Origin of the sequence: Psychromicrobium silvestre (genome assembly GCF_013408295.1) — a bacterium.
GTDB classification, from domain to species: Bacteria; Actinomycetota; Actinomycetes; order Actinomycetales; family Micrococcaceae; genus Renibacterium; species Renibacterium silvestre.
In genome coordinates, this window is the sequence record NZ_JACBYQ010000001.1 from 1,372,974 (window position 1) to 1,390,855 (window position 17,882).

Consider the following 17,882-nt stretch of genomic DNA (forward strand, 5'->3'; position numbering starts at 1 on the left):
ATCACCCTAGCTCTCGTAGTTGTCGGTACCCGATGGTAGACCTGAGGCATGAAGCACTCAGATGAAACGGACGAATCACAGAACAAGCTTTCCAGCTTAGAGCTGGTGCCTCTGCCCGGAAGCGAGAAGCCTCCGGCTCCCGGCTTTGCCCCGGCAGCCGCCAAACCGCTCGCGGCGGAAGCAAATATTGAGGTCACCCTGATCCTCCGCCGTAAGGCGGATCCCGATCAAGACTCTTTCGCAGAAATTCATTCGGCTGCAGAGCTGGCGGAAAAGTATGGCGCGGCTAGCGCTGATCTGACTCTGACTCGCACCACTTTGACCGGTCTGGGGCTTACCGTAATGTCCTCGGACGCAGGCACCCGTCGAGTCCGGGTGAGCGGATCAGCCGCACTAATGGCAAGGGTTTTCGGCACCGAACTGCAGAGCCATAATGCCCTCGATGCTTCCGGGAGCGATTTCAGCTACCGGCACCGCAGTGGCGGCCTGAGCATTCCGGCGGCTTTGGACGGTGTAGTTACCGCTGTGCTCGGTCTCGATGACCGCCCGCAATCTCATACCCTTTTCCGTTTCGTGCCTGCCGCAGCGCGCAGCACCAGCTACACCCCGGTGCAGCTGGGCACGATCTACAATTTCCCGAGCGAACTGGATGGCACTGGCCAACGGATCGCTATTATCGAACTCGGCGGTGGCTTTGTCCAAGCCGATCTGGATAGCTATTTCCACGATCTGAGCTTGAAAACTCCCACGGTCAAAGCTATCGGAGTCGACGGCGGAGCCAACCAACCGGACGGCAACCCCCACGGTCCGGATGGTGAGGTGATGCTGGACATCGAGGTGGCTGGAGCTCTGGCTCCCGGTGCTGAAATCCTGGTGTATTTTGCGCCCAATACCGATGCCGGATTTGTCGATGCGGTGAGTGCTGCGGCGCATGCCACCCCGGCTCCGGCAGCCATCAGTATCTCTTGGGGACAGAACGAAGACGGTTGGACCGAGCAGGCTCGAAATGCCTTTGATGCGGCTTTGGCCGATGCGGCGCTGCTCGGCGTGACGGTGACGGCGGCAGCCGGGGACGATGGTTCAACGGACCGAGCCCCGGACGGCAAATCCCATGTCGATTTTCCCGCCTCGAGCCCGCACGCTCTGGCTTGCGGTGGGACTCGTCTGGATGCCGATCCCAGCAGCGGGAAGGTCCGCGCGGAGACCGTGTGGAATAACGGCCCGGGCAATGGGGCCACCGGAGGCGGGGTGAGCCGGGCCTTCGCGCTCCCCGGCTGGCAGGGCACCGCGGGAGTACCGGTACCAGCGGGCAAAGCAGGTCGTGGAGTTCCGGATGTCTCGGCGGTCGCTGATCCGGAGACAGGATATTTGATCAGGGTAGACGGTCAGAACACGGTGATTGGCGGAACCAGCGCGGTGGCTCCACTGTGGGCGGCGCTGCTGGCTCGTCTTGCTCAAGCCCGGGGACGTGGACTGGGCCTGATTCAACCCGCGATTTACGCACAGAACGGCGCAGGCAAGGTTCCACCAGGTTTTCGAGATATTGTCTCCGGCAACAACGGAGCCTTTAGTGCCAACCCAGGTTGGGATGCCTGCACGGGCTTAGGTGTGCCAGATGGGGCCAAACTGCTGGCCCGGCTCAGCACCCCTTAAGAGATTCCTGCCTTAAGAAACTCCCGGCCCGTAGTAATGAGTAAGCTCTTCGCTACGGGTCGGGATCGGGGCGAGCCCTTCGGGCTATTCGGTAACGCCTACCAGGCATTCCTTCAAACGGGAGGCTTCATCGGCGTTCAACTCCACCACGAGGCGCCCGCCACCTTCCAGAGGAACCCGCATGATGAGGCTACGCCCCTCCTTTGTGACCTCCATTGGACCGTCACCGGTTCTGGGCTTCATGGCCGCCATCAGGTAAACCCCTTTACAGTTGCTCAAGCGAATGATCGCTGAGTTTATTATCTCGTAGATCACACTCCGGGGCCAATTGAGGCTCCACCGCGAAGCCTTGGTTACCTCGATCAGGGTGGGTAGTCTCCTCCTCCTGGCAGTGACGCCCAGGCCCAGAGCCAGACCACCCAGACGATTTGCAGCAGGACGAAGAAGACCAGCACGGCAGTCCTAAAGGCTTTTGAACGAGAAATAAAAGCGGTTGCCAGAGCAAGTGGGAAAAGCGGCAAAAGTAATCGGAAGGTGCTGGTCTGGGGATGCAGCACGGCGAAAAGATAAACCGCATAAGCCACGCACCAGAGGCGCAAGTCCAGGCCGATCCGGCGCACGGCTGCCGAATTCAGGTAGAGCACAAAGGCCGCCATTAAGAGCAGCAGAACCAGGATCCCCCACCAGCCCAGCAAGCTAGTGGCGGAGTCGAACCAGGGCTGGAACAGAACGAGCGAACCCCCACCTCGCCACACTGCCTCAGTGTTTGTGTAAGCCGCAAAGTCTCCGGTCACTGCCCAGGCAATCAGCGGCCAGGCAAAGGCCGCGATGCCGGAAACTACAAGTAGCGAAGGCGCACCCCAACGCTGGACGGGCGTGAATGCGGCGAGCCGCTGGCCGAAGTCCTGGCTGCGATTAGGCAATAATCTGAAGAGTAAATGTAGGAAGAAAAACAGCGCAAAAGCCACGCCCACCGGCCTGGACAAGGCACTCAATACCACCACCGGCATGGCCAAGAAATAGCGGTGCTTGATCACCAGGTAGAGCGCGGAGGAGAGCAGGAAAAGATTTAGCGACTCGGCATACGGCACCTGGAGTACCGGCGAAATCGGGAAGGTCAGCAAAAAAGCGATTCCCCAGGTGGAGGTGACAGTGCTGGCGAAGAGCCTGAACAGCCGATAGATCACCAAGCTTGCGGCCAAAGCCGCGAGCGTTGCCACGATGGGAGCCAGTACGCTCCAACCGGCGCCGGTTAGTCCAGCTAACCCCCTGACCAGCAAAGGAAAAAGCGGGTAGAAGGCCCAATTGTTCTCTTGAACCGAGCCATCGGCAGCCAGGGGCAACTGCTGCGGGTAAAGATCGGTGAAAATACGGTGGTACCACTCGCTATCCCAGATATTGATGAAATCTAGGTAACTGGGCGACGCCTGGAACCAGGGATTCGCCCCTTGATGTAGAGCCGTGGCCGAAAAGATCAGAAAGGTCAGTAATCTGGTGGCCAGGTAGAGCACGGTAATTCGTAACCACCAGGGCGAATGGCGGAGCGGTTTCAGCACTCGTAACACGCCTTGCCACAGTTGCGAGTTCATTCCACGACCAACCCGGTTGGCCTGATGAGCTCGGTCGGTGCGGCTGGTGTCAACGCTCGGCACGGACCCAGCAATCATCCTGGTGATCGTTCACCAAACCAACGGCTTGCATCATTGCATAAGCGGTGGTCGGACCGACGAAACGGAAGCCATGTTTTTTCAGGCTCTTAGCCAGTGCAGCCGATTCCACGGTGGAAGCTGGCACCGGATCACCCACTTTTCGGGCGGCGGGGCGATGGTCTTCTAGGAGGGATCCCAAGGTCACTCCAGTCGGAAGCGCCAGAATAGCTTGCGCATTATTGATCGTCGCATTGATCTTCAAGGTATTGCGCACAATCCCTGAGTCGTTCATCAGCCGCTCAATATCGGACTCGTCGAACCGAGAGACCTTTTCGGGGTCAAAGTTTGAGAATGCAGCACGGAAGGACTCCCGCTTCCTTAGGATGGTCAGCCAGCTGAGTCCGGATTGAAACGCCTCCAAGCTCAATCGCTCAAAAAGCTTGGCCTCGCCGGAGACCTCCCGGCCCCATTCTTCATCGTGGTAACGCTGATACAGCTCGCTGCCATTCAGACCAGGCCAGTTACAACGGACTTTGCCATCCGACCCTGCAATTGCTTCGCTCATGGCCGGTGCTCCTCCGCCGGCTCGGGCATCTGTTCCGGCTCCGGATGCACATCACCTTGTTCATCGTCGGAACCGGGCTGTGGAAGGAAGTCCTGTTGAGAGAGGTCCTGTTGAGAGTCATCTTGGCGAGAGTCGGAAGCCTCGGCATATCGAGAGCCAGGGGCCTCGGTGATGAGCTGGGCTTCCAGAGCCGCGATCCGCTCATCTCGAGCGTCCAGTTCATAGCTCAGCCGGTCCAGCACCTGATCCACCTGATCCATCCGGTAACCACGCAAGCCCAGGGAGAATCTCACCCGGTCCACATCCTCCGCAGTGGCTTGTTCGGGTAGCAGTACAGGAGGCAGGTTGGGCACCGGAGCGCTCAGCCCGTCGTCGAGCAGCACACTGGAAAGCGAGGGATCCGAGGACGGTTCCGCCTGAGGGCGGGTCTCCCGGCGCCTTTGTCCGACCAGAAACATTGCTACCCCGCCAGCCACCAGCACCGCAAGGAAAACCAGAAAATACGTCACAGCCCCATCATCCCAGATCTGTCTAGATCCTTTCGGATTCTGCATCACTCCCGCACCGCGGCAGCTTCAGACTCCTGCTACCAGTTTCTGTACGGCTTCCTCGGCGCTGTCCACAACAGAGATGATGTCCAGATCGCCCGCCGAGACCAGGCCGTCGGCCACCAGGGTTTCCCGAATCCAATTGACCATCGGACCCCAGAACTCGGTACCGATGAGCACAATCGGGAAGGACGTCACCTTATGAGTTTGAACCAGGACCATGGCCTCGAAGAGCTCATCGAGGGTGCCTAAGCCGCCGGGGAGCACGATGAATCCTTGGGCATATTTGACGAACATGGTCTTGCGAGCAAAGAAGTAGCGGAAATTCACGCCGAGATCCACCCATTGGTTCATTCCCTGCTCAAAGGGAAGCTCAATGCCCAAACCAACCGAGAGCCCCTTGCCGTCAACTGCTCCCTTATTGGCCGCTTCCATCGAGCCGGGACCGCCTCCGGTGATCACCGCGAAACCTGCCTCAGCCAGCCGCCGTCCTACTTCAACGCCCGTCTCATAGAAGGCACTGCCGGGCGTGGTCCGCGCCGAACCGAAGACACTGACTGCCGGACCAATATTGGCCAGCGCTCCGAAGCCTTCGACAAACTCCGCTTGAATGCGTAATACGCGCCAGGGATCCGTGCTGGTGAAGTCCCCCGGTGAGCGAGTGTCCAGGAGGTGTTGATCCGCCGTTGAACCCTTAGCTAGGCCACGACGCAATTCAACCGGGCCGCGGTGTCTGGAGGGTGCAGGGTTATTTTTCTCAGTCGGAGAACTCATAGGCCAAGGCTATGCGACAACTCGGTGTTAGGCTGCCAGCGGCAAAGTATGAGCGCGGTCACACCTTGGTCACGATCATCTTCATTTTTGAATACTTGCTGAATTACAGGAAAACAACAGGTAAGTTCGATACATGGTAAGGAGTTGGTTCTGTGATGAGTAGTCAAAATGCTGCGCCCCTGGTGGATTTGAAGGCAGTCAATAAGCATTATGGTGCCCTGCACGTGCTGCAGGAGATCAATTTGAGCGTCGCCAAAGGCGAAGTTGTTGTGGTCATCGGACCTTCGGGTTCCGGGAAGTCCACCCTTTGCCGGACAATCAATCGTCTGGAAACCATCGACGACGGAGAAATCCAGATCGATGGCAAGGTATTGCCGCAAGAAGGCAAGGAACTCGCGAAGTTGCGGGCAGAAGTCGGAATGGTTTTCCAATCATTCAATCTTTTTGCGCATAAGACCATTCTGGAAAACGTCACGCTGGGTCCCATCAAAGTAAAAGGAGTTTCGAAGGCCGAGGCCGAAAAGGACGCCATGGCTTTGCTGGAACGCGTGGGCGTGGGAGCGCAAGCCGGGAAGCTGCCCGCGCAGCTCTCCGGTGGTCAGCAGCAACGCGTGGCCATTGCGCGTGCTTTGGCCATGAAACCCAAGGTCATGCTCTTCGATGAGCCCACCTCTGCCTTGGATCCGGAAATGATCAATGAGGTTCTCGATGTCATGGTTGGGTTGGCACACGAGGGAATGACCATGATTGTGGTCACTCACGAGATGGGCTTTGCACGGAAAGCCGCCGATCGGGTGGTTTTCATGGCTGATGGTCAGATTGTCGAAGATGCCGATCCGGAGACCTTCTTCACCCAGCCGAAGAGCGATCGCGCCAAGGATTTCCTGTCCAAGATTCTCACCCACTGATCAACTCACTCTCGCACTATTGAAAGGTAATAATGAGACTCACTAAAAAAGCTGGCGTCTTTGGCGCAACCGCAGTTATCGCGGCCTTGGCATTGAGCGCCTGCGGCGGCGGAACCTCCACCGACAACGGCTCCAGCGCTAGCGCGGATGCCCCTTATAAGGTCGCGGAAAACGTTTCGCTGACCGGGAGCACCACCTTCGACAAGATCAAGGCTGACGGCAAGATCACCATTGGCGTAAAGGAAGATCAGCCAAACCTTGGCTTCAAGGACCCGGCAACCGGGGAATACTCGGGCTTCGATATCGATATCGCCCGCTGGATGGCCGCCTCGCTCGGCATCTCGACAGATAAGATCACCTTCCAAGCTGTTGCCTCCGCGAACCGCGAACAGGCTCTGGTCAATGGTCAGATCGATCTGTATGTCGGTACCTACTCGATCACCGATAAGCGCAAGACCCAGATTGACTTCGCCGGTCCTTACCTGCAGACCGGTCAGGCACTTTTGGTCAAGAAGGATAACACCACGATCAACTCGGATAAGGACCTGGCCGGGAAGACGGTATGTTCCGCGACCGGCTCCACCCCGATCCAGAACATCAAGGACAAGTACAAGGACACCAAGACCGTCGAATTCGATGTCTACTCCAAGTGCGTTGACGCCTTAAAGAACGGCCAAGTGGATGCTGTTACCACGGATCAGCCGATCCTCGCCGGCTACGCGGCACAAGATCCGGACAACCTCAAGGTGGTCGGCGAGCCGTTCACCACTGAGAAGTACGGCATCGGCTTGAAGAAGGGCGATAGCGCACTGCGCAAGTACCTCAACAATGTGCTGACCAACGGCAAGGACATCTGGTCCAAGCTGTACGACAGCAACCTCGGCAAGTCTGGTCTCAAGCTGGAGCAACCCGCCGTCGACAACTACTGACGGTTTGTGGTGGCACCCGGCACCGGGTGCCACCACTCTTTTAAGCGAAAGCGAATCATTCAGTGAACACTCTGACCGATAACCTCGACATTTTCGCCGAGGGTTTCAAGAACACCCTGATCCTTTTCTTCTTCTCGGCGATTTTCGCCCTAGTCCTGGGCACCATTGTCGCTGCCCTGCGGGTTTCCCCGGTGACCCCGATGCGTGCCCTCGGCACCCTCTATGTGAATGTCATCAGGAATACCCCGCTCACCCTGATCTTCGTCTTCTTCGTCTTCGGCTATCCTCGCCTTGGCTTCCCTAATCCGGGCTTCGTGGTTCTGGCAATTGTGGCGCTTTCGCTCTACACCGCGACCTATGTTTCGGAAGCGATCAGGGCTGGCATCAACACGGTACCGGTTGGCCAAGCGGAGGCGGCCCGGGCGATTGGCTTGCCCTTCGGACCCACCATGAGCCTGGTGATTCTGCCCCAAGCCTTCCGAGCCGTACTCCCGCCGTTGATGAGCGTTTTTATAGCACTGTTGAAGAACACCACGGTTGCCGCCGGTTTCTCCGTGCTGGAGGCCGGAGCCATCCGCGCTTACCTCTCCGAACGTAATTACCCCGCCATGCAGAGCCTGCTCTGGGTGGCACTCGGTTTCATCCTGCTGGTACTGATTCTGAGCTTTGTACAAAGAACACTTGAGAAGAAGTGGAAAGTAGGTGGTGCACGATGAGTTCCGTGCTCTTCGACGCCCCCGGGGTCAAAGCCATTCGGCGCAATCGAATCCTCGGCGTGGTCACCATTGTGGTGATTGCCGCCGTGCTTGCCTTCATCATTTACAAGTTCGCCGAAAGCGGGCAGTTCTCCGCTAAGAAGTGGCAGCTTTTCACCTTCCCCTTGGTGCAGCAAAACATCCTCAAGGGCTTGGGCTCAACACTGAGCGCCTTCGCGGTGGCCGCTGTTGGCTCGCTCATTCTAGGTATGGTGCTCGCCGTTGGAAGGCTCTCGGACCGGCGCTGGATCAGTCGCCCGGTCGGCTGGTTCACCGAGTTGTTCCGCGCCATCCCGCTGCTCATTCTGATGGCGTTGATGTTTTACGGTTTGGGCTCCATCGGAGTGCAGGGAATCTCTCCGTTTACCGCTGTTGTGGTCGGCTTGATTCTGTACAACGGCTCCGTCCTCGCCGAGATCTTCAGGGCTGGCATTCAGGCCGTCCCGAAGGGTCAGAGCGAGGCGGCCTATGCGCTCGGCCTGCGTAAAACCCGGGTGATGACCATGATTCTGCTCCCGCAGGCGGTGCGCACCATGCTCCCGGTGATCATCGCCCAATTGGTGGTGGCTCTTAAGGACACCGCACTGGGCTTCATCATCACCTATCAGGAACTGCTCTACCAGATCAATTACCTGGGATCGCAAACCAGCTACCAGACTCCGATCATCCCGGCCGCGCTCGTCGGCGGCGCGATCTACGTCGGCTGCTGCCTGATCCTGGCTGGCTTGGCTAAGTATCTGGAAGGTCGGATGCGGCGTAGCCCGAAGGTATCGAATAAGAACCTGCCGGTAGTTCCCGGAGCGGGAAACCTCGACGGCGGCAATGTTGGCACTGGCGGTAATACCTAGACGAGTGCCGGTTGTCTAAACCAACCGGCTTCTAACTCAACCAACGCGTTAAGGCGGCCAGGCAATCATGGATTGCCTGGCCGCTGACGTGTTCATCGTCGCTGTGCGCTAGCAGGGCATCTCCGGGGCCGAAGTTCACCGCCGGAATCCCCAACTCTCCCAAGCGGGCGACGTCGGTCCAGCCGAATTTCGGTTTCGGCTCACCGCCCACGGCTGAGACGAACGCCGCGGCGGCAGGCTGGTCGAGGCCAGGACGGGCTCCGGCGGCTGCATCGGTGCGCCGCACCTCGAAGCCTTCTAATAGCTCCAGCACCACTGCTTCGGCTTGTTCAATCGACTTATCCGGGGCAAACCGATAGTTGATCTCCAGCACTGCTTCATCCGGAATCACATTGCCCGCAATCCCGCCCCTGATCTTTACCGCGTTGAGGCTCTCCCGATATTCCAGCCCGTCGACATTGATGGTCTGCGGTCGATAGTCGGCCAAGCGGCCGAGGATCGGGGCCAGATCGTGGATCGCGTTATGTCCCATCCAGGCCCTGGCGGAATGCGCCGCCACCCCTGTGGTCCGGGCTTCGAAGCGCATGGTGCCATTGCAGCCGCCCTCCACCACGCCGTCGGTCGGTTCCAGCAGAATGCCAAAATCGGCTTTGAGTAATTCCGGGTGATTTCTGGCCAGGCGGCCCAGACCGCTCAACTCGGCCTCCACTTCTTCGTGGTCGTAGAACACGAAGCTAATATCGCGGACCGGTTCGCTCAGGGTTGCGGCGAGCGCGAGCTGCACGGCCACGCCACCCTTCATATCGGTCGCTCCCCTGCCGTAGAGGGTTGTCCCCTCCCAACGAGAGGGCACGGTGCCCCTTGAGCCCGGCGTGGTCGGAAGCGGCACCGTGTCTAGGTGTCCGGCCAGGATGACGCGTTCTGCCCGTCCCAACTCTGTCCGGGCGATAATCGCGTCACCATCCCGAAGCACGGTCAGCCAAGGCAACTGGCGCAAAGAAGTTTCAACCGCATCCGCCAATGACTTCTCTCCACCGGAGACACTTTCAATGTCCAAAAGAGTTGCCGTCAGTTCGGCGACGTCAGCCGTCAAGTCCAGTGAGCTCATCGCCCCAGCCTATCCAACCCGAGACCAGCTATCCCACTGGGTGTGACAGTTGTGCCAGCTGAGGTGATTTATCCGCAACATCTGTCACTCCAGCAACATTCGGTGGGACAGGTGGGTAAGACTTCGGCTCACGTTGCCTGCCAATGCCTCCCTAGGCGAAGATGGAGTTATGACTTCTCAGACGCTTGATCCTGCCCGCGCTGCCCATGGCTTCGGCCTGGCCACCCTCGCCGACGACGGCACCGTGCTGGATGTCTGGTTCCCCTCCCCGGCGCTGGGTACTGCCGTAGAAGCCCTGGGGCAGGCACCGGAAGCTACTCCTGAGCTGACCGAGCTAGCTCAGAATGGCAAGGATGAGGATCGTGGAGTCAGCCAGCAGGTGGTCTTCGTACAGATCAACCTGGATGTAGCCCCGCAGGACACCGCCGACGCCTACCTGAGATTGCACCTGCTCTCCCACCGTCTGGTGGCGCCAAACACCATCAATCTGGACGGCATCTTCGGCAAGCTCACCACCGTGGTGTGGACAAACTTCGGCCCCTGCCCGGTGGCGAACTTTGAGAGCACCCGGCTGCGCTTGCGGCGTCGCGGCCAGGTCGAGGTCTTCGGAGTGGATAAGTTCCCGCGCATGGTGGACTACGTTTTGCCCAGCGGCGTCCGGATTGCCGACGCCGACCGGGTCCGGCTCGGCGCCTACCTCGCCGATGGCAGCACCGTGATGCACGAAGGCTTCGTCAACTACAACGCCGGGACCCTAGGCACCTCAATGGTTGAGGGCCGAATTTCGGCGGGCGTCGTGGTGGGCAACGGTAGTGACGTTGGCGGTGGGGCCTCCATCATGGGCACCCTCTCCGGCGGCGGCAAGGAGAAAATCACGCTCGGTGAACGAGTTCTCCTCGGCGCTAACTCCGGTGTGGGAATCAGCATCGGCGACGACTCCGTGGTCGAAGCCGGTCTTTACGTCACAGCCGGCACCCGGGTCCGAGTCCCCGGCCCGAAGAACGCCGACGGCGAGGACACCTGGCAGATTGTCAAAGCGGTAGAACTCTCCGGCCAGCCGAACCTACTCTTCCGCCGCAATTCAACCAGCGGTGAGGTGGAGGCACTGCCACGTCAGGGGCAGACGGTCGAGCTCAATGCCGACCTACATAAGAACTAGATGACTCGTCGTAAAAGGCTCCGCGCGGGGCTAATCTGGCTGCTCTCGCTGCTGTTCACGGTGGCTTTAATCGTGGCGGCGGGGCTACGGGCGGTCAATTTCTTCAAGCTGCCTGCTGCCACCCCCATCGTCGGTTGCTCCGCGCTACTCCAGGAGAAAAGCTACTCCCTGGATCCTGACCAGGCTGAGAACGCTGCGCTAATATCCGCCATCGGCACCCGACGCGACCTGCCCTCTAGGGCTGCCACTATCGCCATTGCGGTCGCAATGCAGGAATCCAAGCTGCGCAATATCAATTACGGGGACATGGATTCGCTGGGCCTCTTCCAGCAACGCCCTTCCCAGGATTGGGGAACGGCAGAACAGATCATGGACCCGGTCTACGCGATCAATGCCTTCTTTGATGCACTGATCCAGGTGCCCGGTTACCAGCAGATGACCGTCACCGCCGCCGGCCAAGCCGTGCAACGGTCGGCCTTCCCAGAAGCCTATAGCGAGCATGAATCGATGGCCAGAGCCTTCGCTTCCGCGCTCACCGGCTATTCCTCCGCCTCACTGAACTGCACTCTCAACCCGGCACAGAAAGCTGGCAGTGGGGCCGCCGTCATAAAGCGACTGCAGACCGGCTTTGGCCCCGTAGCTGCAACCGTCCAGGGCTCTAACGTGCGGGTGGGTGCCGTCGAAGCGACCGGTTGGCAGTTTGCGCAATGGGCGGTGGCGAATGCTAGTTCGCTGGGCATCACACAGGTGAGTTTCGCCGGCCAAAGCTGGCAGCGGGGTAATAACGACGGCGTAAGTAACCGAGGTTGGTTGTCCTCCGAGAGCGCCAGTAGCAAGGAAGTATTGATAGTGCTGCAAGGTAACTCGTAGCCCGGCTAAACCGTCTAGACCAGCATCTCCACCACGGGCTGCACGTAGCTGCGGAAGATCTCCGGATCGTCGAGCAAGCTCTGGCTCATCACCAGCCGATTCGGCTCCATGAACCAGGCCCGTGGTTCGAATAACGGCAACTCCACAATGCTCAGGGTGAAATCACGGGCATTACGGCCTAGCTCAAGTTCGCGGTCCTGTACCAATTGAGCCAGGATCTTCAGCTCCCCCATGGTCTCTCGCCGGGAAGCCAACTGGCGGTATTCGGCGATCCGTTCTCGGGACCAGTTCAGCGCAGCACCGAAATGGGCTTGCAAAACCCTTTGCAGCGCAGGGTTACCCGCAAATTCATTGAAATCCGGCGGGACCAGCTCGGGCGGCCCGCCGGGAAAGTTACCCAGCAGTTGCGCCCACCACTGCTCCCATTCGAATCTCAACGACTCCATGCCGCCCACTTGATGAGTCAGTTGGTAAGGTTCCACCGCTTTAACCTGGGGATGCACAGCCGAGAGCAGGGGCACCCCAGCACCGTTGAGGCCGGAGGCATCACGCAGATAAAGAGCGATCAGCAGTGGCGCAGAAATGTCCACTGTGATCCGCCAGCCTGGGCCGCCTGTGTGATGGATTGCGCCACCTCCTTGAAAACTGTCCGCCTTCAGAATACTCTCAAGCCCCAGGGCTTAGCGGGAAGGGTAGGACCGTTCCTGCTCGCCCGTGTAGAGCTGACGGGGGCGGCCGATCTTGGTTGCCGGATCCTTGATCATTTCGCGCCATTGGGCGATCCAGCCGGGTAGGCGACCCATTGCGAAGAGCACAGTGAACATCTTCTCCGGGAAGCCCATCGCCTTGTAGATCACGCCGGTGTAGAAGTCGACGTTCGGGTAGAGACGACGGTCCACAAAGTACTGATCGGTCAGCGCGGTCTCTTCCAGCTTCATGGCAATATCGAGCAATTCGTCATTGCCGCCCAGCCGGGACAGGATGTCATTGGCCGTGGCTTTGACGATCTTGGCGCGCGGATCGTAATTCTTATAAACCCGGTGGCCGAAGCCCATCAGCTTGATGCCGTCTTCTTTGTTCTTCACCCGCTGGACAAACTTCTCCACCGGCTCGCCACTGGCCTGGATCTGCCGGAGCATATTGAGCACTGCCTCATTGGCGCCGCCGTGCAGCGGGCCGAAGAGAGCGTTCACGCCCGCCGAGATGGAAGCAAACATATTGGCATTCGAGCTGCCCACCAGCCGGACCGTGGAGGTAGAGCAGTTCTGCTCATGGTCCGCATGCAGGATCAGCAACAAGTCAAGAGCCTTGACCATTACCGGGTCGAGCTCGTACTGCTCCGCGGGTAGGCCGAAACAGAGCCGCAGGAAGTTCTCCACCAGGTTCATCGAGTTGTCCGGGTACAGCATGGCCTGCCCGATCGACTTCTTATGCGCATAGGCAGCAATCACGGGCAGCTTGGCTAGCAAGCGGATGGTGGAAAGCTCCACCTGGTCGTCATCGAAGGGATCGAGTGAATCCTGGTAGAACGTGGAAAGCGCCGAAACAGCAGAGGAAAGCACCGGCATCGGGTGCGCGTCGCGGGGGAAACCTGCGAAGAAGCCCTTCAAGTCCTCGTGCAAAAGGGTGTGCCTACGGATCTTCTCGTCGAAAGCACTCAACTCGCTCGGCGAAGGCAGATTCCCGTAGATCAAAAGGTAGGAGACCTCCAGGAAGCTGGAGTGCTGCGCCAGGTCCTCGATCGGGTACCCGCGGTAACGCAGGATTCCGGCATCACCATCGATATAGGTAATGGCTGAGCTAGTCGCCGCAGTGTTCATAAATCCGGGGTCATAGGTGACAACACCGGTTTTGGAGAGCAGCTTGGAGACGTCGTAGCCGTCGTTCCCTTCGGCCGCTTTTACCCGCGGCAATGCGAGTTCGCCGCCCTCGTAGTGCAGCGAGGCGCCTGTTGCTTCAGTCATGAAGATCCCTTTCGGTATCGCGCGGCCAGTAAGGTCTACAAAAAAATAACCGCATTAAGAAACTACCGCCCAGTTGTCCTGAGCACTAATCCTCGTCCTCTTTCAGCTTGCTACCTCTTGCCGGTGAGCCGTTCGACGGCGGTAGCAACCCGTTCATCGCTACCGGTCAGAGCAACCCGAACAAAACCTTTACCGGCCTCCCCGTAGAAGACCCCGGGGCCTACCAAAATGCCAAGATCGGCAAAGCGGCTCACGGTCTGCCAGGAATCCTGGCTCTCCCCCGCCGGCTTTGCCCAGAGGTAAAGTCCCGCTTCCGAGCCGTGAATTTCAAGTCCAAAAGCTTCCAGCGCCGGCCGAAGGGCTTCCCGCCGAGCGCGGTAGCGATCCTTCTGGGTCTGCACGTGAGTGTCATCACCAAGCGCAGTCCGCATCGCCTGCTGGACAGGCCAGGGCACCATCATGCCGGCGTGCTTGCGGCTATTGAGCAGATTCCCGATCAACTCGCCGTCGCCTGCCACAAAAGCGGCACGGTAACCAGCCAGATTCGATTGCTTGGAGAGCGAGTAGACAGCTAGCAAACCCTCGAAGGAGCCTTTCGCCACCTCGGGATGGAGAATGCTCGGCACTCCGGACTCCCATTGGCCCCACCCCAGCTCGGCGTAGCATTCGTCGGAAGCCACCACCGCGCCGAGTTCACGCGCCTGAGCAACCAGCGTGGCCAGCTCTTCGCTGCTGCGCACCTCCCCCGTGGGGTTGCCCGGCGAGTTCACCCAGACCAGCCGCACCTTGGCCAAGGTTTCGGCATCTAGTTCGGAAAGCGAATCGGCAGCGACCGGTGTGGCACCGGCAAAAATGGCTCCCATATCGTAGGTCGGGTAGGCGACGGCGGGTCGCACCACCACATCGCCCTCGCCCAGTCCGAGCAATAACGGCAGCCACGCCACCAGTTCCTTGGACCCAACCGTGGGCAAGACCTGCTCGGGAGACAGTCCGGCTACGCCACGCCGTCGGGCAAACCAGTCGGCGATAGCTTGGCGTAGTTCCAAACTGCCCTGAGTGGTTGGGTAGCCGTGCGCGTCGGTAGCGGCTTTTAGCGCATCTTGGATCAGTTCCGGAGTTGGATCTACCGGGGTACCGATGGACAGATCCACCACACCGCCTGGGTATTGCCGGGCTCGTTCCGAATAGGGGGCAAGAGCCTCCCAGGGATATTCCGGTAACTGCAAGCCGAAGGGCTTAGCCATGATCTTGGTTCTGCGGTGGTAGCGCCGCGATGAAGGGATGGTCGTAACCGGTGTTACCTACCTTGGCCGCGCCACCGGGCGAACCGAGCTCATTGAAGAATTCAACGTTGGCCTTGTAGTACTCAGTCCATTCGTCGGGCACGTCATCTTCGTAATAGATGGCCTCGACGGGGCACACGGGTTCGCAAGCCCCGCAGTCCACACATTCGTCGGGGTGGATGTAAAGCGATCGTTCACCCTCGTAGATACAGTCAACCGGGCATTCATCAATGCACGCCTTGTCCTTCAAATCCACGCACGGCTGCGCGATTACGTACGTCACGTCCCAACCTTTCTGCCCTGCACCGAACTGCAAGCCTTATCCATTATCCCTCACCGCGAGCCAGCATCGCACCGCGAGTCGTAGCATGAAGACGTGCTCCCCTTGGAAAACTTCCAGCTCGGTACCCGTATTGTGGTGCGCTACCGGATTGCAGGCCCGCTGCCGCTCACCGATGCGCTCGGCGTGCTCTTGGCTTCCGACGACGACGCCCTCACCATTGAGACTAGGCGCGGTACCGTGGTGGTCGCCAAGGCGGACATCGTGGCCGCGAAGGAAGTGCCTCCGGCCCCGCCACAGCGTCGGCGTTAGGCCGGTGCCGTTGAGTCGTGTTTGCGTTTATTGCGTTGCGTTTATTGCGTTGGCGATAGCCCAATAGCTTCGAGATAGCCCATTGACGGGTCATTGAGCTATCGCGAAGTCAGTGGGCTATCGCGAACAGTAAAGTGGTGTTTATGACTTCCACGCAGAACAATCCCGCTATTGCGCTGACTATCGCCGGCTCCGAAGCCACCGGCGGTGCGGGCGCCCAAGCGGATCTCAAGACCTTCCAACAGCTCGGCGTTTTCGGCATTGTCGCTCTGAGTTGCATCGTCTCCTTCGATCCGAAGCAGAATTGGAATCACCGTTTCGTGCCGGTGGATGCTCAGGTTATTGCGGATCAGCTCGAAGCCATCGGTGCCGCTTACGGCCCGGATCAGCTTGATACCGTGAAAATCGGCATGCTGGGTACCCCGGTCACCATCGACACGGTGGCGCAGTCGCTGGCCAGCCGGGACTGGAAGAATGTCGTTTTGGACCCGGTACTGATTTGCAAGGGTCAGGAGCCCGGCGCGGCGCTCGATACCGATCAGGCGCTCAAACGGGAAATCTTGCCTAAGGCCAGCTTCGTCACGCCAAACCACTTCGAGTCGCTCTCCCTTTCCGGGATGAGCGAGATCAGCACGGTGGAACATCTCAAAGAGGCAACGCAGCGAATTTATGATGCCTCTGGGGCGGTGGTTCTGGCCAAGGGCGGGGTGCGCTTGGCTGGTGCCGAGGCAGTCGATGTGTTCTATGACGGCTCAACTCTCGAAGTTCTCCGTGCACCCAAGGTTGGCGAGGTTGCAGTTTCCGGGGCCGGCTGTTCCTTAGCCGCCGCAGTGACCGCGGAACTGGCCAAAGGCGCTACCCCGCTGGATGCGGCCCACGCCGCCAAGGACCTGGTGACCCGAGCAATTCAATCCCGAGTTTCGTCCCACGCCCCCTTCGATGCGGTCTGGCAAGGAGCCAGCTGAGCTATTTTTTCCGGGCTCGGAATACTTTCCCCAAGGCCGCTTGAGCTCCGAGAATTACTGTCACCACGGCGATTCCATACAGCCACACGCTGCCCGCTAAATCACCCATGATCAGCGCAACCTGACCATGTGGAATCGAAAACATAACGCATGTGACATATGTGATAACTCCGAGTATTACCCCGAGAGTGGCGGAACTTGACCAGTTGCGAATCAGCGTTATGACTGCGCCAAGCAGGAGCAAAGCCAGAAGCGCACCCCAAGGTAACTGGAATTGGCCGATCATGCTGGTACGGGAATGAAGCATCGTACCCAGTGCTGCGACCAGCACTCCTGCGAATAAGGCGGAGAGACCGTATCCCATCCAATCCGAGATGCTTCGTTGCCGTGGTTCGCTGGAGACGGTGTCCTCGCCAGGCGAAGCAGCTAGGCTTGCTGCGCGCGAACCGACGACGTCCTGCCGGGCGATCCGAAACAATTGGAAGCCCTCTTTTGCGCTGAGCGGTCGGAATTCCAGATCGCTCAAGGCAAAGCAATCTTCCGCAACAACCACCTGGGTTCGATGTGCCCGCATCGCTTCGCGCTTGGCGTCCAGCTCACCTTCAATCCACCACACCGCGGCGGCCGGATCATGCGCCCGTTCCGGCCGGTCGGAAAGGATGGTGTAGGTCAACGGGACGTTCCAGGCCAAATTTTGAGCATCTCCGGCCACCGCAGCCAACTCAATGGCGGCTATCGTCATCTGGTGGCAATAGACATGGTCTGGATGACCGTAGCCACCGTCCGCCGCATAGGTGATCACGACGTCGGGACGCAGGGCACGGATTAGGGCTGCGGTATGAGCGGCTACTTCTTGCAGCGAGGTCCTGGAAAATGATCCAGGCAAAACGGTGGCCGCGGCCTGAGCCCGGCCATCCGGCCCCCAAGACATTCCGGAGTCACGATAGCTTGTTGGCGCGAAAGCAGGCATCAAAGCCGGGAATTCTCCCAGAAAGACCTGCCGGGTAATCCCGAGTTCGACCACCGCCTGAGCGAGTTCCTCGGTGCGTACCCGCGCCAGCCCGGCCCCGCCGTCGAGCACCGAACCGGGCAATCCCTGCTCAAGCTGCTTCAGCTCGGCAGGGATCACCTCCCCCAGCTCTCCCCTGGTGGCGGTCAGCAAGCTGACCTGTGCACCTGAATGAGCCAGCGCCGCCATGGTTCCGCCGGTGGCAATCGACTCGTCATCCGGATGGGCATGAACGAAAAGCAGGCGGTAGGTTCCGTCTGTGTCCGCCGGCCTGGCCGGGAGGAAACCTGGGGGGATCAAGAA

Annotated in this window: 20 protein-coding genes; 9 read left to right on the forward strand and 11 right to left on the reverse strand. The window is 59.4% G+C overall.

Going from position 1 to position 17,882, the window contains the following annotated elements:
* Positions 1 to 48 precede the first annotated feature (48 nt).
* The gene (locus FHU41_RS06415) at positions 49 to 1,653 is read left to right on the forward strand and encodes a S53 family peptidase (RefSeq protein WP_179388754.1); all 1,605 of its coding nucleotides are present in this window, start codon (positions 49 to 51) and stop codon (positions 1,651 to 1,653) included.
* An 84-nt stretch (positions 1,654 to 1,737) separates the two neighbouring features.
* On the opposite strand, the gene FHU41_RS06420 is transcribed toward FHU41_RS06415, so the two are convergent.
* From FHU41_RS06420 to FHU41_RS06440, 5 genes are all read right to left on the reverse strand, one after another.
* Positions 1,738 to 1,905 carry a DUF3117 domain-containing protein gene (locus FHU41_RS06420; protein ID WP_179388755.1) on the reverse strand — a complete coding sequence of 56 codons (168 nt, stop codon included), beginning with the start codon at positions 1,903 to 1,905 and terminating at the stop codon, positions 1,738 to 1,740.
* A 110-nt stretch (positions 1,906 to 2,015) separates the two neighbouring features.
* On the reverse strand, positions 2,016 to 3,209 hold the full coding sequence (locus FHU41_RS06425) for a hypothetical protein (protein ID WP_343046259.1): 1,194 nt from the start codon (positions 3,207 to 3,209) through the stop codon (positions 2,016 to 2,018).
* Positions 3,210 to 3,291: 82 nt separating this feature from the next.
* The gene (locus FHU41_RS06430) at positions 3,292 to 3,867 is read right to left on the reverse strand and encodes a DNA-3-methyladenine glycosylase I (RefSeq protein WP_179388756.1); all 576 of its coding nucleotides are present in this window, start codon (positions 3,865 to 3,867) and stop codon (positions 3,292 to 3,294) included.
* Complete coding sequence (locus tag FHU41_RS06435; protein WP_343046260.1) at positions 3,864 to 4,376, reverse strand: DivIVA domain-containing protein; 513 nt, start codon at positions 4,374 to 4,376, stop codon at positions 3,864 to 3,866. Before FHU41_RS06435 ends, FHU41_RS06430 begins: the two co-directional genes overlap by 4 nt.
* A gap of 66 nt (positions 4,377 to 4,442) precedes the next feature.
* Positions 4,443 to 5,189, reverse strand: a complete 747-nt coding sequence (locus tag FHU41_RS06440; protein ID WP_179388757.1) for an LOG family protein — start codon at positions 5,187 to 5,189, stop codon at positions 4,443 to 4,445.
* A 155-nt stretch (positions 5,190 to 5,344) separates the two neighbouring features.
* Between FHU41_RS06440 and FHU41_RS06445 the strand changes: the two genes are divergently transcribed.
* From FHU41_RS06445 to FHU41_RS06460, 4 genes are all read left to right on the forward strand, one after another.
* Positions 5,345 to 6,097, forward strand: a complete 753-nt coding sequence (locus tag FHU41_RS06445; protein WP_425503260.1) for an amino acid ABC transporter ATP-binding protein — start codon at positions 5,345 to 5,347, stop codon at positions 6,095 to 6,097.
* Between the two features lie 32 nt (positions 6,098 to 6,129).
* Positions 6,130 to 7,026, forward strand: a complete 897-nt coding sequence (locus FHU41_RS06450) for a glutamate ABC transporter substrate-binding protein (protein WP_179388758.1) — start codon at positions 6,130 to 6,132, stop codon at positions 7,024 to 7,026.
* Positions 7,027 to 7,088: 62 nt separating this feature from the next.
* Entirely contained in the window at positions 7,089 to 7,742 is a 654-nt protein-coding gene (locus FHU41_RS06455) for an ABC transporter permease subunit (protein WP_179388759.1), read from the forward strand.
* Positions 7,739 to 8,629 carry an amino acid ABC transporter permease gene (locus FHU41_RS06460; protein WP_179388760.1) on the forward strand — a complete coding sequence of 297 codons (891 nt, stop codon included), beginning with the start codon at positions 7,739 to 7,741 and terminating at the stop codon, positions 8,627 to 8,629. Before FHU41_RS06455 ends, FHU41_RS06460 begins: the two co-directional genes overlap by 4 nt.
* Before the next feature lie 31 nt (positions 8,630 to 8,660).
* On the opposite strand, the gene dapE is transcribed toward FHU41_RS06460, so the two are convergent.
* On the reverse strand, positions 8,661 to 9,737 hold the full coding sequence (dapE, locus tag FHU41_RS06465; protein WP_179388761.1) for a succinyl-diaminopimelate desuccinylase: 1,077 nt from the start codon (positions 9,735 to 9,737) through the stop codon (positions 8,661 to 8,663).
* 169 nt (positions 9,738 to 9,906) lie between these two features.
* Between dapE and dapD the strand changes: the two genes are divergently transcribed.
* A complete protein-coding gene (gene dapD / locus FHU41_RS06470) occupies positions 9,907 to 10,896 on the forward strand; it encodes a 2,3,4,5-tetrahydropyridine-2,6-dicarboxylate N-succinyltransferase (protein ID WP_179388762.1) in 990 nt (329 codons plus the stop codon).
* Entirely contained in the window at positions 10,897 to 11,766 is an 870-nt protein-coding gene (locus FHU41_RS06475) for a hypothetical protein (RefSeq protein ID WP_179388763.1), read from the forward strand.
* Between the two features lie 14 nt (positions 11,767 to 11,780).
* Here FHU41_RS06475 and FHU41_RS06480 read toward each other — a convergent pair whose 3' ends face one another.
* The 4 genes from FHU41_RS06480 to fdxA form a co-directional block, all read right to left on the reverse strand.
* Positions 11,781 to 12,392 carry a hypothetical protein gene (locus FHU41_RS06480; protein ID WP_179389161.1) on the reverse strand — a complete coding sequence of 204 codons (612 nt, stop codon included), beginning with the start codon at positions 12,390 to 12,392 and terminating at the stop codon, positions 11,781 to 11,783.
* Positions 12,393 to 12,446: 54 nt separating this feature from the next.
* A complete protein-coding gene (locus FHU41_RS06485) occupies positions 12,447 to 13,730 on the reverse strand; it encodes a citrate synthase (RefSeq protein ID WP_179388764.1) in 1,284 nt (427 codons plus the stop codon).
* Between the two features lie 110 nt (positions 13,731 to 13,840).
* Positions 13,841 to 14,974 carry a succinyldiaminopimelate transaminase gene (dapC, locus tag FHU41_RS06490; RefSeq protein WP_179388765.1) on the reverse strand — a complete coding sequence of 378 codons (1,134 nt, stop codon included), beginning with the start codon at positions 14,972 to 14,974 and terminating at the stop codon, positions 13,841 to 13,843.
* Positions 14,967 to 15,296 carry a ferredoxin gene (gene fdxA / locus FHU41_RS06495; protein WP_179388766.1) on the reverse strand — a complete coding sequence of 110 codons (330 nt, stop codon included), beginning with the start codon at positions 15,294 to 15,296 and terminating at the stop codon, positions 14,967 to 14,969. The genes dapC and fdxA overlap by 8 nt, the downstream gene beginning before the upstream one ends.
* A 93-nt stretch (positions 15,297 to 15,389) precedes the next feature.
* On the opposite strand from fdxA, the gene FHU41_RS06500 reads away from it, so the two are divergent.
* Both FHU41_RS06500 and FHU41_RS06505 read left to right on the forward strand, forming a co-directional pair.
* Complete coding sequence (locus tag FHU41_RS06500; protein ID WP_179388767.1) at positions 15,390 to 15,605, forward strand: putative acetyltransferase; 216 nt, start codon at positions 15,390 to 15,392, stop codon at positions 15,603 to 15,605.
* Between the two features lie 143 nt (positions 15,606 to 15,748).
* Complete coding sequence (locus FHU41_RS06505; RefSeq protein ID WP_179388768.1) at positions 15,749 to 16,570, forward strand: hydroxymethylpyrimidine/phosphomethylpyrimidine kinase; 822 nt, start codon at positions 15,749 to 15,751, stop codon at positions 16,568 to 16,570.
* 1 nt (position 16,571) lies between these two features.
* On the opposite strand, the gene FHU41_RS06510 is transcribed toward FHU41_RS06505, so the two are convergent.
* The gene (locus FHU41_RS06510; protein ID WP_218846962.1) at positions 16,572 to 17,879 is read right to left on the reverse strand and encodes a PIG-L family deacetylase; all 1,308 of its coding nucleotides are present in this window, start codon (positions 17,877 to 17,879) and stop codon (positions 16,572 to 16,574) included.
* Positions 17,880 to 17,882: the final 3 nt, after the last annotated feature.